The 15,747-nt window shown below is 40.9% G+C and carries 19 protein-coding genes; 17 read left to right on the top strand and 2 right to left on the bottom strand.

What is annotated here, in order from left to right; genetic code table 11:
- The first annotated feature begins 48 nt into the window (after nucleotides 1–48).
- From ACMWKK_RS23390 to ACMWKK_RS23310, 17 genes are all read left to right on the top strand, one after another.
- Nucleotides 49–2,055 (top strand): VWA domain-containing protein, encoded by a 2,007-nt coding sequence (locus ACMWKK_RS23390; RefSeq protein WP_000762700.1) that lies wholly within the window; start codon nucleotides 49–51, stop codon nucleotides 2,053–2,055.
- A gap of 72 nt (nucleotides 2,056–2,127) precedes the next feature.
- A complete protein-coding gene (locus tag ACMWKK_RS23385; RefSeq protein ID WP_000192120.1) occupies nucleotides 2,128–2,349 on the top strand; it encodes a hypothetical protein in 222 nt (73 codons plus the stop codon).
- Between the two features lie 113 nt (nucleotides 2,350–2,462).
- The gene (locus ACMWKK_RS23380; protein ID WP_000220379.1) at nucleotides 2,463–3,695 is read left to right on the top strand and encodes a toprim domain-containing protein; all 1,233 of its coding nucleotides are present in this window, start codon (nucleotides 2,463–2,465) and stop codon (nucleotides 3,693–3,695) included.
- Between the two features lie 269 nt (nucleotides 3,696–3,964).
- On the top strand, nucleotides 3,965–4,486 hold the full coding sequence (locus tag ACMWKK_RS23375) for a hypothetical protein (RefSeq protein WP_001011130.1): 522 nt from the start codon (nucleotides 3,965–3,967) through the stop codon (nucleotides 4,484–4,486).
- A gap of 78 nt (nucleotides 4,487–4,564) precedes the next feature.
- Entirely contained in the window at nucleotides 4,565–5,443 is an 879-nt protein-coding gene (locus tag ACMWKK_RS23370; RefSeq protein WP_000762003.1) for a hypothetical protein, read from the top strand.
- A 69-nt stretch (nucleotides 5,444–5,512) separates the two neighbouring features.
- The gene (locus ACMWKK_RS23365; RefSeq protein ID WP_000691119.1) at nucleotides 5,513–6,448 is read left to right on the top strand and encodes a hypothetical protein; all 936 of its coding nucleotides are present in this window, start codon (nucleotides 5,513–5,515) and stop codon (nucleotides 6,446–6,448) included.
- A gap of 68 nt (nucleotides 6,449–6,516) precedes the next feature.
- Complete coding sequence (locus ACMWKK_RS23360) at nucleotides 6,517–7,437, top strand: hypothetical protein (protein WP_031942300.1); 921 nt, start codon at nucleotides 6,517–6,519, stop codon at nucleotides 7,435–7,437.
- A gap of 66 nt (nucleotides 7,438–7,503) precedes the next feature.
- Nucleotides 7,504–8,124 (top strand): hypothetical protein, encoded by a 621-nt coding sequence (locus tag ACMWKK_RS23355; RefSeq protein WP_031942301.1) that lies wholly within the window; start codon nucleotides 7,504–7,506, stop codon nucleotides 8,122–8,124.
- Between the two features lie 489 nt (nucleotides 8,125–8,613).
- A complete protein-coding gene (locus ACMWKK_RS23350; RefSeq protein ID WP_000149830.1) occupies nucleotides 8,614–9,570 on the top strand; it encodes a hypothetical protein in 957 nt (318 codons plus the stop codon).
- 263 nt (nucleotides 9,571–9,833) lie between these two features.
- Nucleotides 9,834–10,109 carry a hypothetical protein gene (locus ACMWKK_RS23345; RefSeq protein WP_001004201.1) on the top strand — a complete coding sequence of 92 codons (276 nt, stop codon included), beginning with the start codon at nucleotides 9,834–9,836 and terminating at the stop codon, nucleotides 10,107–10,109.
- 44 nt (nucleotides 10,110–10,153) lie between these two features.
- Entirely contained in the window at nucleotides 10,154–10,744 is a 591-nt protein-coding gene (locus ACMWKK_RS23340; RefSeq protein ID WP_000578891.1) for a hypothetical protein, read from the top strand.
- A gap of 7 nt (nucleotides 10,745–10,751) precedes the next feature.
- On the top strand, nucleotides 10,752–11,009 hold the full coding sequence (locus tag ACMWKK_RS23335) for a hypothetical protein (protein ID WP_001371933.1): 258 nt from the start codon (nucleotides 10,752–10,754) through the stop codon (nucleotides 11,007–11,009).
- A gap of 73 nt (nucleotides 11,010–11,082) precedes the next feature.
- Nucleotides 11,083–11,619 (top strand): hypothetical protein, encoded by a 537-nt coding sequence (locus tag ACMWKK_RS23330; RefSeq protein WP_000107167.1) that lies wholly within the window; start codon nucleotides 11,083–11,085, stop codon nucleotides 11,617–11,619.
- A 16-nt stretch (nucleotides 11,620–11,635) separates the two neighbouring features.
- Nucleotides 11,636–12,082 carry a hypothetical protein gene (locus tag ACMWKK_RS23325; protein ID WP_000549069.1) on the top strand — a complete coding sequence of 149 codons (447 nt, stop codon included), beginning with the start codon at nucleotides 11,636–11,638 and terminating at the stop codon, nucleotides 12,080–12,082.
- A 90-nt stretch (nucleotides 12,083–12,172) separates the two neighbouring features.
- Complete coding sequence (locus ACMWKK_RS23320; protein WP_000119428.1) at nucleotides 12,173–13,135, top strand: DNA replication terminus site-binding protein; 963 nt, start codon at nucleotides 12,173–12,175, stop codon at nucleotides 13,133–13,135.
- A gap of 9 nt (nucleotides 13,136–13,144) precedes the next feature.
- Nucleotides 13,145–14,050, top strand: a complete 906-nt coding sequence (locus ACMWKK_RS23315; RefSeq protein WP_001198595.1) for a hypothetical protein — start codon at nucleotides 13,145–13,147, stop codon at nucleotides 14,048–14,050.
- Complete coding sequence (locus tag ACMWKK_RS23310) at nucleotides 13,986–14,330, top strand: hypothetical protein (protein WP_001805195.1); 345 nt, start codon at nucleotides 13,986–13,988, stop codon at nucleotides 14,328–14,330. The genes ACMWKK_RS23315 and ACMWKK_RS23310 overlap by 65 nt, the downstream gene beginning before the upstream one ends.
- A 21-nt stretch (nucleotides 14,331–14,351) precedes the next feature.
- Here ACMWKK_RS23310 and ACMWKK_RS23305 read toward each other — a convergent pair whose 3' ends face one another.
- Together ACMWKK_RS23305 and ACMWKK_RS23300 are read right to left on the bottom strand one after the other, a co-directional pair.
- Nucleotides 14,352–15,527 carry a tyrosine-type recombinase/integrase gene (locus ACMWKK_RS23305; RefSeq protein ID WP_000795949.1) on the bottom strand — a complete coding sequence of 392 codons (1,176 nt, stop codon included), beginning with the start codon at nucleotides 15,525–15,527 and terminating at the stop codon, nucleotides 14,352–14,354.
- Nucleotides 15,528–15,641: 114 nt separating this feature from the next.
- A partial coding sequence (locus tag ACMWKK_RS23300) for an IS1 family transposase (protein ID WP_000300949.1) occupies nucleotides 15,642–15,747 on the bottom strand: 106 nt, incomplete at its 5' end.

The raw sequence follows: 15,747 nt of genomic DNA, 5'->3' as shown, positions 1-15,747 counted from the left end.
GTACTTCACCATCTGGGTGAGTACCCCTTTTTTATAAAGAGGTATTCTATGAAATTAGATCTTAAATCATCGCCGCGCCATATTAAGCGTTTACAGAATATAGCAAAAGTCATTAGCGGCTTAGGCGATGTAAGAGTTGTAATAGACGACAATACCAAAGGACCGTATTTTGATCCTGTCAATAAAGTTTGTGTTTTACCAAACGGCGATTATAGCGATGATGACTTTGTCAGTCTGATTGAAGGTTTTACCTGTCATGAAGCTGGTCATGGTCGCTATACCGTCAGTGAGGTTTACAGTGACGCCTTTAATAGTGTTCTCATGTCATCTGAAGGGTTTACACGCTTCGATGACGGAATGAATGCAGAGTTTGAGAGCCTCGCTGAGAAACGTAAAGCTTATAGCAGGGCAAAACGTCTTACCGGGCTTATAAATCTGTTCGATGATGTACAGATGGAAGAGAAGGTTGGTAACGATTATCCGGATGCAAAGCGGCGGCTTGCAGCCACTTACGCACTGATGGTTAAAGCCGGAAGGATGACTCCTGATATATCTTCTCGTCCGGAAAATCCTGTCCTATTTATTGAGTGGTATCTGCTTAACTCATTGCGAGTAAAAGTCCTTCAGCAGGTAGGTCACAAAGAAACCCTCGATCCGTTTTTTGACTATGCCCAAAAGATACTTTCTCCAGTAATTTCTGATGTTGAGGAAATTTTTCATGATGCTCTTGGTTGTGAAAATACTCAGGGCTGTGAATCCCTTGCTCGTAAGACCCTGGCTCTTTTAGAGAGACTGCGGGATGAGGCAAAGGAACAACAGCAGCAGACAGAGCAGGAGGAGCAGGAGGCATATGATGAATCCGAGACCGATACCGATACCGAATCAGAAGATAAATCGCTTACGTCGACTGATAGTCGTGAGGATGATTCTGAGGACGATAGTGAAGGTCAGGCAGATACTTCCGATAACGCTGATCTTGCTCAAGAGGGATGTTCTGAGCCTTCAGAACTTGCTGAAGATAACGAGGGAAATAATGAACCCACCGGTGGCAATCCCACGGGTGATAACATTATTGAAGACGATACTGATGCGATTAACCCTTCCGAGAGTGAATCAGATGAAGCCAGTTCGACTAACGTTGAAGATGAAAGTAACTTTTCATCGGCTCAATGGGAGATACTGGCAGATTTGTTGGATGCCTTTCTTAGCAGTGATGAGGATAGCGAAGATTATCACGATGCTTTGGCTAAAGAGATTGAAGGTATTGCATCAAAAGTATCCGATGACGTGAAAGCCGAATTCGGTGCTTCTGAATGGGATATCCCTGATCTCCTTATCGATTTGAATGTTTACAATGAGGCTTTGTCTCTGAGTCATTCAATCGGTAGCGACTTGTCTGTTTTACAGCAGGTTAAAATGCGTGGCCGAAACAAAACTCATGAGCGTGGAATTACCTTCGATGGAAATCGATTAATTCTGTCACAAATGGGAGTTCGTGATGTCTTCAGAGCTCAAAGCGAATCTAAAAATAGAGGGCATGTTGGCCTCGTATTAGTTCGTGATATTTCAGCGTCAATGGCTAATGATGAAAGATATATTCATGCCATTAAGTCAGATCTTGCTTTATCGATGGCCGCTGAAAGTTTGTCAAAAATGCATGTCTCCAATATAGTTTTTCCCTTCAAGGAAAGTGAATTTGAGATTATCAAAACGTTTGATCAAAGCGTTGAGGAATCTCTATCGAAATTCACTCTTGGATGTAAGGGTTATTATACCCCTACGGGATCTGCTTTAATGGCAGCTGTTGATCTGTTACTTGACAGCCAATTCGATAGGAAAATAATTTTTCTTATAACTGATGGTTATCCGAATAAATCGGAATTTACTATCGTCGAAGTTATGGAAAAGGCTAAATGTAATGGAATAGAAATCGTTGGTGTTGGTATTAAGACTGATGAAATAATTGGTTTTGAAACGGACACTTTCGTAACAGTTGATGATACTTCTTTATTGTCTATTGAAGTCAGTAAGCTAGTTCATCAAATACTTTCTTAATAAACTCTACCCAATCGGGGCAAAAAGGCCCCGGTGGGTCTTTTTGCTCCATGAAGGAATAAGGAGCAAAATATGACTCAGATAAAAACTTACCGTGTAGAACATGAAAAAGTCGGTGCGATGCATAAAGTCCGTATTTTCGGACGTGTTGGTGAAGTTATAAGCAATGATAGCCCTCAGGAAAGAATCTTCCGCGAAGTCACTATAGCGGAGGGTAATAGCCAGCAGGCTGCGTTACTTGTAGATAACTACATACAGCGTCTTGAGAATAATGGCTTCACGACTGAAGCATAAATGTTGAGGGCCCCCGGGCCCTCTTTCTTAAATTCTGCGTTGTGGGTTTCTCCCTGTCTTCTGCACCGCAGAAGGCATTGAGAAACTCACAATGCCAGATAAGAGAGATCATCATGACTTATGCATCCCCGGCTCTTCGTCGTAAACCACAGGAAGTATCTGAACACTTTATTAAACTCGTTCATGCTCGAATTGCTGAAGTGTCTGGCTGGAAGTATATATTCGAAAGAATACCTGCTTTCAAAGACGCTTGTGCAAAAGCCCCGAGCCAGGTTCCTTGCCCGTTTACTGGCGCAGGGAAATCGAAGTTTCGTTTCCGGCAAAAAGACCTTTATACCGGATGTGCGATCCATAATGACTTTCCGGTAAATGAGTTTTGCGACGGAATTGATGTTCTGGCGAAATATTATGAATTAAGTAAAACGCAGACTTGCAAAAAGATTCTCTCAGATTTTTTCGGGATGGATCTGCATGCTCCGTTAACTGACGCCGACATTGAAAATGAACGACGCTATAAATCAGCAGTTCGTGCCACAGAAACTCTTGACCGAGAGGAAGTGGCAAAGCGAATGCGAAAACTTGATGTGATGTATCACTATACCGGTGAAATAAAGCCTAATACTCCTGTTGCTTTGTACCTCCGTAATCGTGGGATCTCCCGCTTACTGAGTCACTTACCAAAGGATTTAGGCTTTAATAACCGGATCTACTATTGGGATAAAGATAAGCAGAAATCGATTATCTATCCGGGAATGATTGCAATCTATCGTGACACCCGAGGTCGGCCTCTGACTATCCATAGAACATACGTAGACAAAAACGGTGATAAGGCACCTGTAGAAAATCCAAAGCTGATGATGAAGCCTCCTGCCGATATGACAGGTGGCTCAATTCAGTTGTTTGACCCTCACTATGATTCAGGTAGTTCGACCTGGACACTGGGAGTGGCTGAAGGGATCGAGAATGCGCTTTCTGTTGTAGAAGCGACTTCAACACCATGCTGGGCAGCCAGCTCCGCATGGTGCCTTGAAAACGTTACTGTTCCTGATTTTTTACTGCCTCCGCCGGATGTAAAATATATAAACTTTTATATCTGGGCGGATAAGGATATTGCTAACTCACAAGGCACTCGTGCCGGTATCGAAGCTGCTCAGCGACTTCAAAGCCGCATGGTTGAGTTTTTGGCTAAACGATATCCCGCATCAAAGCTGACAATTGAAGTCTTCGAACCAGCACAAGATATTCCTGATGGGAAAAAGGGTATCGACTGGAACGATGTTCTCCAGTTAACAGGGCAGGATGGATTCCCGATTCACTGGGCTCCTGAATGTCTTAATCAGCTGTAACAACGATAACTCCCCCGCATTTTGCGGGGGGGGTTATCTTATCAATATTATTTTTTAAATTGTATTGATAAGATAACCGCTTTCCTTCGTGATAATTACCTGCCTTTAAGGTCTTTTCACGGCTGAGATGCTTGCTCAGTTAAATAAATGTGCGGTACTACTGGCTATGGTCGGTTGTATGACATGGTTATTCCATAAACTATTAAAACCCATAACGGGAGTATTACCGTTATGGTGATGCTCGTCGTTTTACATCGGAGAGCATTTTAATGAATTTTCAAACTAACGAAGTTTTTAATAAATTTGCTGCTGTTATAAAATCGCGCATCGTCAATGAACCATCGTCATGCTATTTGCTGCATGATAATGAGATAGATATAACGATTTTGAAACATGGCATATTAGAAAATGACAGAAACCTGTTGTACGTAGTTCGTCCTTCAGGAACGTGTTTGTTGCGTTGTGACAAATATTTCTATCCGAAATATTATCTTCGTTGCCGTGGAGATTATAAGTCATTCATATATGTCCATCTTGATCTACATAGTGGTGAAGCTAAAGAAATCACATGGGAGCAAGCAGACGATATGCTGTCTAGTCCAGGAAAACCCCCATTAAAAGGAAATCTTGGACGATTTGAGTATATAAAAGTTGTGGTTGAGGACCTTCGTATTCGAGGTTACGCTGATTATCTTCCTGCGTATAATCTTGATGACCTTCGCCGTTTTGCCTTACAGGACGACCGCCCATCCCTTGTCAGATACATTGACAATGTAATGGCAACGGTCTGATTGGTTGCTAATTGATTTACATATTTTCCCTGATGGCCAACCTGCATCAGGGAGGCCTCAATAACGACTGGAGGCTGTATGAAGTTAGCTACGGACCTGGTAAAAGCTATTTTGATTAGAAATGGTGTTGAACCAGTAAATATAAGCGAATCATCTAAATTATCTTTGAAACAACCACTGACAGAACTTAAATTCAGTTTATATTTGCGAACTGAGCATTTATCTCACTTCCTACCCGGTTATGTTTATTCTATAAAAGAATGTCCACTGTCATATGACATCGGGATCGAAATTCAGAAAATCTTCGAAAGTTTACATTTGTTAAACGAAGAATTTGAATCCCTCGGTTTTGTTTCTGTATGGATAGAAATGCATCAAAGCATTTTTGAACAAAGTCGGTTTAAGAAAAGTAACTTTACTTTTCGGGAGGAAGAGGTCGAGCTTGCTAAAGGGCTTGTTTGTTCTCACAATTCACAAATAAGTAATGCGGCTTATTTCTGGCTTCAGCACTTTGAGGAGTTTATGATTTATGTTCGTAATAAGCTTATCGACCTCTTTCGAGAGGCCTATGACCTGATCCTTGGAATGCAGCAAGTATTTTTCATTCGGGAAAAGGAAGAGCTGTTGAAAACTATAAGTTATGGGGATGACCTGTATGAGGTGAAATTAATGGCGGCTGAGCTTTACTCTATCGAACAGAACTTAAAGTGTTCTGAATCGATAAGTACAAAATCTCAAGCTTCGGCATATATTAACCGCATCCGTGAGTTTGTGCGTTCGGGGTGGAGGCAGGGCTATATAGTCTGCCATCATAAGCGAAGTAATCAAATCTCATCATTGTCATTACCGATGTACTTGAAAGATACGTCAGGCCGAAGTGCTCGAAAGCGAGTAAAACGTCTTATATCTTCTACAGTTTGTGGTAGAAATAAAGATTTAGGTCTTACAGATTTTTAATTAAATTATACCCATGTGGGGATCACACCCCATATGGGAGTGATCCCTTTTTTATTGAGAGAGGATCACATGAAAATTATCGAAAAAATCATTAATGCCTTTTTGGTTGTTCAACATAAAAAAATACAGGTTAAAAACATTACATTTTTAGACAATGGGCAGGGCATGTTCTCTGGTATGTCTTTTGATGCTGATGTTTCACTGGAGTTTATGTATGAATCAGCAAAAGCATATAGTTCTTGTTTCTGTGATATTCCCTTTCCAGGTTTTGAAGATGCAAATCTGGAGGAAATTACGAAATTTCAATTAGATGCTTTGAAGCAAAGAAAGAATCATTCTTTCATTGTTAACCATTTGAGGTTTCCTATAGTTTTAAGGGAAGGGTGCAAAATCGAAAGAGGAGAAGTCTATTCAATTTCGAATTGCACTTATAATAAAGAAAGATTGCAGTATCTTTTTTCTCAGGATATTTACGGTAAGTTGTATAATTCCTTAGAGAAAGAATTAAGCTCGTTTTTCTCATTTATCAATGTTGAGGTGCACGAGTTGTTAAAAGATGCTGTATGCTTTGCATTAAAAATCCTGAATAAGATATCTTTGGATACACCTGAAAGACTTATTAAAGCTTTTAATTATCGTGACTGGTATTGTAGTTACGATGTTGAGCTTTTTAGGAAAGGCTTACCTGGTCATATTCTGGAAGAGCTCATTGCTCCAGATATCTTACTTTCAGACCTTAACGGTTGTAGAAAAATACTTAGAAATGCAAAACGATTTCTAAATGGACATACAAAAACCAATTGTGTTTATATTAAATATGAATGGTGGTTGGGGCCTGTGGATACCTCACACTCAGCTAAGTTGATGTCTGACAAAGAAATTAACAACCGAAGTGACTTGAAGAATTTTTCAAAGGTCTTTTTCAAAGAGTGTTTAAGTTCTGGTAAGTCGGAATATGAAAACCATCTTAGTGAAAAAGAACATGCGCTTCGCTACAATTATTAATTAAAATTATTTTCTCCCATAGGGATTTCTCCCTTTGGGAGAAATCCCTCTATTAAGAGGGTATTTAAATGAATGCGATACAAAAGTTAGTTGAATCTATTCTTGTTAAAATGGGTTTTGTTGGCGCTGTAGTGGAAAATATATATTTGGATTCAAAACCATTTCGGCATATTCGATTTGTGGCTGATATTCCAGTAATATCTTTTCTACCTCATTTGGTGAAATATCTTAAGGGCGCAGACCATCTTTACTGTGGTAACGATGATTTGCATCCTCTTTTCATTTATTTTTCCGAAGCGGCTACATTAAAAGCAGGCCCTGTAAATCTCGCGAACTTTCGTTTTGAAGTTTCTATAGCTTCAACTCATTTACGACTGGTCTCAGAGAAGCCTGATTTGCTTATCAAAGGATTTAACCGGGATAATCTAGAATACGTTTATTACCGCTCAGATTTGGCCTCTAAGGATCTTATACTAGGCCTTGTTGAACACGGTTCTCCTTTCATAAAACATCTACATGGACTTATACAAAAGCGAATTTTAAACGAGTTCTCTCTGATTTTTTCTGTTCTTGAAAAGATTTTAGAAAGCGCGAAGCCACAAATTCTTGCTTGCTTCCATAGTGTTGATTATGAAATGAACGTAAAAATAATAGCCGAAGCTATACCTGAAACTGTATCTAATCAGATAGTCACATCTGATTATATAGTTAATTCTATATCAGATGCGGACAAGTTTATAAATCATGTTCGTCGCTATTTAGCAGGCAGGGTAATGAAGAGGCGGATATACGCTGAATTAGATGTTTGTGAAGAAACATCAAATATTTCACTAGTGAACTTAGGATGCTTTACGTCTCCTCTGCTCGTTACGGAATATCAAATGTTTAAGCCACACTCTTCAGGGTTATATCGAAAAGCTATAAACAACTCCTTAAAACAGTTCAAACCAGAAATGCATGTACCTTCTGAAGAACTCTTTTATAATTAATCTAACCCATCCGGGAACTTGCTTCCCGGTGGGAAGCACTTCCTTTTTAGTCATGAGGTAGTGTAAATGTTTAAAGAATCTGACCACGTGGAATTTGTTAGTGCCTTTCTTTATCAAAATTTAGGCCTTAATGTTCCCGCTGACGATATAACCGTTCAATTATCTGATACTTCGTTCGACAAAGTAACCTTTGATTACGATGTAGATATCGATAATTTAAATTGTATGTTGGATCTCTACATATCTGAACTAATAAAGCACAACGCATCTTACTCCGATTCTATTCTTTTGAAACAAAAAATAATTTATTTTCTTGGAGTATTTAAGAATTTCGGATTTTTTACGTTTGATATTCGCGGATATAGTAATACTTTAAGCCCAGTTAAAGTTATTGATATTGTTTCAATGATTATTAATGACTGTGAAGAGTTATCTAAAGCTAATTCTTCTACTGATGCTATAAGAAATCTTTATCTCGATAAAATGAAGGTGGATGGGAAAGTGTTAGTTGCGAAATTTGCACTTAAACAGTTTTTTCATTCCGACTTTGGTGACTTTATCTCATTTGTCGAGAAAAGAATTACAGATTGTCTTAATGAAACTTTAAGGATTATCAAAGCTGTTGAACATGGCTTTGTACGTGTTGGGCAGCATAAGATTAATCGCCGTATTAATGATGACTTATAGTTATGCATTGATTTCAATACTGATGATTATCCGGCAAATATGCCAGATATATATATTAAGTTTAACGATACATTTGATGGGAACGGGGCGTTATATTGTGACAATGATGCCCTCATATCCCTCTATACCGATGTTGCTTCAATTATCAATGTGCCGGTGATGATGGAAGTAAGATTGATCAATAAAAGAGGGCGTGTTGTCTGTGATTCTTCGCATTCAACTTACGTATCTCTCGAAAGTAATGACCGATACAGAGTAACTGATCGCACATTACTAATAACTGAAGCTTTTGACGATTTTCGTAACGCGTCTCAATGATCCTTTTGCTTCAGTCCAAAAAAGTAACTTTGGTTGGCTGAAGACACTTGTCTATGACAATGTAAAATCTGTCGCTGGCATCTTCTTTTAGCTTAACCAAACTTTTATCTAACCCAGTGGGGAAGTCGCTTCCCTTCTGGGGCACTTCCTCTCAAATTTGAGGTAGTGTATATGACACATTCATCTGATGATAAAAACTATGTCCGAGCAGTTCTGAGCTATCTTGGCATAGATTTTGATGAGGCGGATATAGTATTAAGTGTTTGCCATTGTCAAAGTGACGAGCTTTCTTTTACCTGTAATATCAAAGCTATTGAACTCAAGAATGCTGTTGATTTATATGTCGATAGTATCTCTGAGAATGAAATAGAAGCTTTAAACAGAGAATCTTTAAAATCTCGACTCTGTTACTTTCTTGAGGTGTTTGACGCAGTCTCTGGTCAGTACCTTGAGATTTCAGGAAAACACTTTGCAACTAGCCGTTTTGAATATGATGATGTTTGTAGTGAAGTTCTTAGCATGTCTAATGATGTTTCTCAGTCGAAAGGTTATGACCGGGATGAATATAACAGACTGATGCAGGTTGATGGTCAGGTTATGATTGCCCGTTTTGCTTTGCAACAGTTCTGGGATACTCATTTTATTGGACTAATAACATTTGTATCTGAGTCTATAACATCGAGCCTCTATAAAGCTTATGAAACTTTTAGTGATATAAGTTTGGCTTGCTATAAACTGAGTGAATATTCTTATTCACGCTCTATCAACAGTGAATTGACCCTTAATATTTCACTTAAAGAAAATGACTTCTGTGAGGACCTATCTGATTGCTATATGGAAGATGAGGCTTTACCTTCTGGTAGGGTAATTTCTCGACGCAACAATGACTCCATAATAAGTATTTATGAGAGCTATGCTGCGGCTTCTTATATTCCGATGATTGCATCTTTGGAAGTCGTTGATGAATACGGCGAAGTGGTTACTGACCTCTGCCATACCGTTTATGTTTCAGAGTTAACCGGTGGGCGGATTAAAATCCACGACCGTAATGACTTAGTATCTGAAGTTTTCGATAACCTAAGAAATTTAAATCTTGCAGTTGGAGATTCAGTTTCACAAGCTGCTTGATTCTTTCCCTGATTTTGATTTTTTCTCACATACTCTTATGGCACGGTTTCCGTGCCTTTTTTTTGCCTCGCTTACAAGCGTCTACTCCTCTTCTACCTATCCCACCTTACATCACCACTTAAAATCTATCTTTCTAATTCCATTATCCTTTTCGTAGCCTCTAATGCTCTGGTATGAACATACTCTTTAAACTCAAAAAAGTGCTATTAACGAAAAAAAATCCCTAAAGAGATTTGTATACTGTTCTCAACCAAGGAGAGCTCATGAATGAACTAAAATCCAAAAACGAGAACAGTACCAAAAGCAACTTTCCCCCGGTTGATAATCAGTTTTGCTTTTACCATGTTGATTTCAGCATAGAACGACTACTTTCAACGGCCGAGGATCTCCAGCTTGAGTACATCTTCCAGAAACCTGGAAGTGAAGTAAGAAAGGATTTGGTTGAGCGATTCGAACGTGGAGAGCGCTTTGTTACAGCTTCACACTGTGACAATTTCTGTGAAATCCTTGGTTGTCAAGGCCATCAGGAAAATGCATAAACCCATAAACCTACATTTCCACTTTTAAGGATGTTCACTAAAGAATGATTGGAGAAAGTATTTTTGACTGGGTAATTTACGGAATATCCATTTTGATATTTGCCTCAGCACTAATTGAAGGAAAGACAACTCGCTACCCAGCACTTTTTTTCTATGGGAGTTTAATTTTAATGTTAATCCTGATAGTTGCTGGAGGCCTTAACTGGTGGTTCTACAGGTCAAAATATGGCGCAGTAATCGTTATCTTCACAGTGGTCTCTTTACTGATGACTCGATTCCGCCTGGTCATATATAAATTAAGATTAAGAAAGTTAGTTTCAGAAATCAGATTTCGTATAAAAACGGGTTTTCGTATAATTCTTGTTTTGTCGGATAATGAGGATGAGCGTAATGTTCTGCTGTCTATGCTTAGCAACGTATTGCCAGAGCAAACGCTTATTCACACGCGTGATGCTCTCGGACCTCATTCAGAGCCTATCCTAAAAGCTCTTGAGCTACATCATCAACAGGGAACAGGTTACATACTCGTCTGTGAACAACAAATCTCAGCGCGTACGTGGTTGAGTATCGTAGAAAATGGGAAACCTGATACATCTATAGCTGTTAATTTTCATTCGATCCCAGAAATGGAGTGATTTTTCAATGAGTAGAACCGTTTCACAAAGTGTCACAGAAGATTGTCTTTTTGATACCCGCACACAAGTCAGATTACAACTAAGTCGAAGCGTTCATAAAACGCTGGCATCTGCTAAAGAAATTTTACAGGGAAGGGGGGTTGATTCGGTCTCTATTGAAGATCTTGTGCGAGCCTGTCTTGAAGAGAACCAGCCAATTGATCTAGCCTCACTTTACCTTGAAAATCTCTTAAAACAGAAAGGTACCAGCATTTGCGATTTTTAGTGTTTTCAAACCTATTAGATAAAATGCCGGTTGTGTTTATATAACATCAATAATTTCATGCAACAGGTAAAACATGAGTACTCAAAAGCAACTTTCCAGAACTACCGGCACTGAACGTATGTTTAAGGAAGAGCTGGCGTTATCCTTAATTTGTTGGGTTTTCACCAGTCCTTTTACCAACTGGACCGATAAAGTCTTCAGTGGTATTGAAGTTCCGTCTGAAGGACCGTCATCATTACGGGGTGAGACAGAAAAATTCTTTCGTTTTGTCGTTAATGAAGAAGGCTACGACGCAGGAAGGGCTGCTATTGGTCTTGACCTATGTTGTTTTTCACTTCCGTTGTGTTTGTTCCCGGACGCTGCCCTGTCTGAGGAAGAGGTTATGAGTAAGTTAACCGGAGAAGTTATCCATGGAATTCTTCTTTCCTTACCTGAGTTTATTGATATGCCAGAAGTGCTCGCTTACCAGGTCAGGGATGAAATTCTTGCTTTTAACACTCGCTGTGGAGACGGGATCTTTCATGGTTGGAACACGGCTTCAGAATTGTGGAAGTTTGAAATCTTTCCCCGCACCACCATCATGATGCAGCATACTTCGGCAATACATTAAAATTAGGCGGGGCAGAATGCATAAAAAACTTTTTCTTCTCGAATGGAAACCCTGTCAGAGCCGCGTATGGGCCGGTTGGATGGCCCTGTGGTTGACTATCAGTTTTCTGATGTTATCTGCCTTGCTTATGACAGATCATCTCCTGAACAAAGTCATCCTGCCGCCAACATGGTTGTTGATCTGGTTTTCGCCAATGCTGGGGTTTTTGATAAAAGTTCGCGTCGTCGAAACTCAACATTTCCTGGAGCATGACCTCTGTGTTGCAGGTTTCTCTTTTTACCGCTGGAAGAGGTTAGTTTCTCCCGGGCTTTGGTCAGTTGACTGTATAAATGGTCGTTTTCGCCTCAATCGGATCACCCAGGTGGGTAAGACTATCCACTATCCATGGCGTCTCCATTATCATCCTTTGTTCATGAGCCCTATCGAACATAAATCGCATGCTGTGAAAGCTGTTTCAAAATGACTTCTTTAGAGGTTTACATGACATTTATGTTCTGCAAGGTCAGCCTGGGCAGCAAAATTGATTGGAAATAACATGAGCCTGGAGAAACGTATGAGTTATGACGATTTGCCCTATTTTCGTGACCAGATTCTGGAACGCATCGACTCGCTCAAGTGTTTTCTTTCGAACACCCCCCCGATGATGGCAAACCTGATGACTGTCTCCACCGTATCTAGAACAGAAGAGCGCTTGAAGCAGGTTAAACCCATCAGGGTTAGTATTAAAGACGATGCTTCGGTTGAGGAAATTATTCAGGCACTTACTGACATCTGTGTGGATGACATAGAGTCATTAAGTCATGATTCCACCAAAGTAACCACTAAATACCCGGGTCTAATCATTGTCCCCGAAAGAGCAGATCTTCTCGAAAGCTTGATCACTTCTATAAACGAAGCAAAAAATGATTTTGCTGCGGCAATGAGGCGTATCGATAATAAAAAGAATGTCCGTTTTGATAAAGTGCACAAGAAGCTCCCGGGCCTTGTCGCTATGCACTCAACAAGAAATATCCTTTTCATCAAGTCCCAGCTTAAAAAAGTTACTTTTTCATGGCGGCTAAACCGAAACCAGGAAGTTAAAACAGCAGAGCAACTTGTGAGTTTGTTGGAGCGCAGGAGAGCCTCAGAAGTAAAAAATGTAGCAACTACCAATTTGAATGTCGTGTCTAATATCGATAAGGCTTTACACCGTCTTGAATTTCACCCACTGAAGCAGGGCGAATCTTATCGCCTTTGTCGAACTAACTCTTTCCCTGTTCCGATTGCTCACATTTTTGCATTTAGGCCTGAAGGGCAGGAACGAAACGGGAATAAATATGCTGAGACTGATTATTCAGTAGTAAAAGCATCCTTGCCCATTTTCGCAGCAGGCAACATACCTCAATTAAAAACGCTCTCTGACTGGGCTCCTGAAAACAGCCAGGGTCCGTCCAACCAACGGAAGCTGAGCCTGAAATATACAGAACTCGTGCCGGGGGCTGAGCTGGGCATTTTCATTGTCAGCCCCGAAAATTAAGGAACAACAATGCAATGGATTTCCACAGCCAGCCAGAAAATCGATGAGCGTCTCTATCGTGTCTGCGTCTGGGTAAAAAAATATCACGCTGATGCGATTAACCGCGTTGTGCTAACCGTTGATCTAAGTAAAGCCCGACATGACCCTGACGAGGACCAGGTAAGAGCAGAGCTGCTGTGCGGCCATTATTTTTTGCTTCGTAAGGAAAACGCTTCGAACTCTGCGCCTGACGATCAAAAGTTTGCTTTCCTGCCTGACGGGCGCAATCTGTGTTGGCAGACCGCAACCCCGGTGCTTCAGCATCTCCTACTCAATAAAAACGTTCCTGAGTCGCTGAGGTTGCTTACGGACTACATACATATGCGTCTGGCCAGGCTGACAATGGTACCTATGTCCGGAACCATCATGAACGAGGCTCTGCTGGACAGCATCAGCTGGGTTAAGGTGGATTTGACCTACTTCTGGCAGTACGAACAGCTCAGCTCTCATCTGGGACCCATCCAGATAACCCACAAGGCACTTGTACGCTTCGGGCACCTGGCAAAGAATGATGAAAACTCCAGTGCCATAAGAATTCTGCGTCAGCGTCTGTCTTCAGAATTCTTACAAGAATTTCAGATGGCTGAGGATGAGCTAAAGCGCAAACAGTCGTTGATGGGCACCATGGACGTGAAAATGCTGTTTCATGCTCATTACCCCAGCCAGAAGATGCTGGTGGCTCGATATAAAAATGGTTGGGTAATGGTGGATTGTTTTCTGTTTCACCATACCAAACCTAAGAAAAAAGCAAAAAACAAAACTACTGTGGCTAAGCCTCAACTTAAACAGACTAAAAGAGAAGGGAGTGAAAATGGAACTGGGCATTATGGTGTGCATCGTGTTGTTACTCTCAGTGGCGGCGGCGTGGATCAGTAATAAGACAGTTGATTTGCTCGAAAGATTCTATTTCAAGCGTCCGCTGAGCATGGAGTACGCGGCATGGCTACGTGTAATGTGTGCAGGCTTGTTATTAGTTTTTATTCAGGTTGCTCCCCAATTTACACTCCTGTATACCCTTAAACTTGTCACGCTTATTAATCTTGGAATCCAGACAATGAAATTAAATGGCGTGTACAAATATAAAAGGACGGGAATTTTGCCTCCGGGAGGGGCACTCTCTAATCTCACCAGACTTAACCCGTTCAAGAAAAAATAAAGTTATGCGCCCGTGAGGGCGCTATTCATCAAAGGCATTTCGCATAAGCTTGATCATGGCTTTTTTACCAGCTTCAATATTGCGAATGTAGCGCATAACCATTTCTTCATTCGACCAGTTCCCCATTTCCATAATCTGTGGTAGCGAGTAACCTTCAATATCCAGCTGTATCGCACCGCCTACACGAACGCTGTGCCCTGTCCAGTAACGGGTTTTAGTCTCATTTGGATAAAGCTCATTCCACATTTCTTTAAATGCCCGTAAAAGGGAATTTTTGCTGAGCATACCGGCATCGTCCACAGTGTCTTCCTCATCTTCATCGTTCAGAAGACTTTGTTTAGCACGGTAGGGCAGGTTATGCCGTTTAAGAAGCTCAGATAGCTCATTCCCTTTACTCCGAAGCTTCCAGCCGGGTGGCATATAGCCTGTATCATGGAAATTTACGGCCTGGAAAAGGTATTCATCCGGATGACTGTGCTGATCCATTTTCACAAGGTTCATCAATCTCAAGAGGCAGTTAGTTAACTGACGTGTCAGCCGGTAGGTAAGAAGTGTACTGATGTTCGTTTTTGTACGGTATACCGTCAGGTTAAATTCACCGGTCATACTATCCAGAGACAGATCTTTCAGACGTATACGGCGAATTTCGGATGAACGGAGCAGTGTTTCAAAGCCTGTCCAGATCAGGCACAGGTCACGAAGCTTACGAACTGAGTTTGTAGTACTGCGTAACTTTATCAGAGCCTTGAGATCGCCAATAAGAAAGGGAGTTGCCTGTTTAGTCGTCTTTCGCTTCCGGGCTTCCGATTGTTTTAAGGCTTCCAGCATGTACCATGCTTCAGACGTAATAATCCCGGGCAGGTTAAGCCCTTTTTTATGGATACTGTTTAAGGCCTGAAGACAGCTGTTTATGCTGCTTCGTGACAATTTGCCTTCAAGATGCCCCATAAACGCCAGCAGAGCTTCCTCAGACACGGGGAGCGAACTTACTGGCCAGTCTGTATGCAACCGGGCATTCGCCTGATACCATTCGTTCCATACTCGTAGCCAGTGCAGATAGGTTTTAGCTGTGTTGTATCTCAGATGGGAAAAGTAACGGATCAAGCGTGAAAGCTGTTTATCATGGTTGCCGAACGTTTCCAGCTGCTGATGCAATTCGCTTTCCGAAAACTGTCTGATCACTGATTGATTCTTCATCCTGCTCACCGGGATACACTGGTTTTATTTACAGTCATTTTAGCACTCATGTACCTGGTTATGAACAGGGTGGAAACAACGAAAAAGGTTGTGAAATCGGGTAATGACTCCAACTTATTGATAGTGTTTTATGTTCAGATAATGCCCGATGACTTTGTCATGCAGCTCCACCGATTTTGAGAACGACAGCGACTTCCGTCCCAGCCGTGCCAGGTGCTGC

Origin of the sequence: Enterobacter sp. 01-M-03-SI-ECC (assembly GCF_047530215.1) — a bacterium.
GTDB classification, from domain to species: domain Bacteria; phylum Pseudomonadota; class Gammaproteobacteria; order Enterobacterales; family Enterobacteriaceae; genus Enterobacter; species Enterobacter chengduensis.
This window is presented reverse-complemented; position numbering and strand designations above follow the sequence as displayed.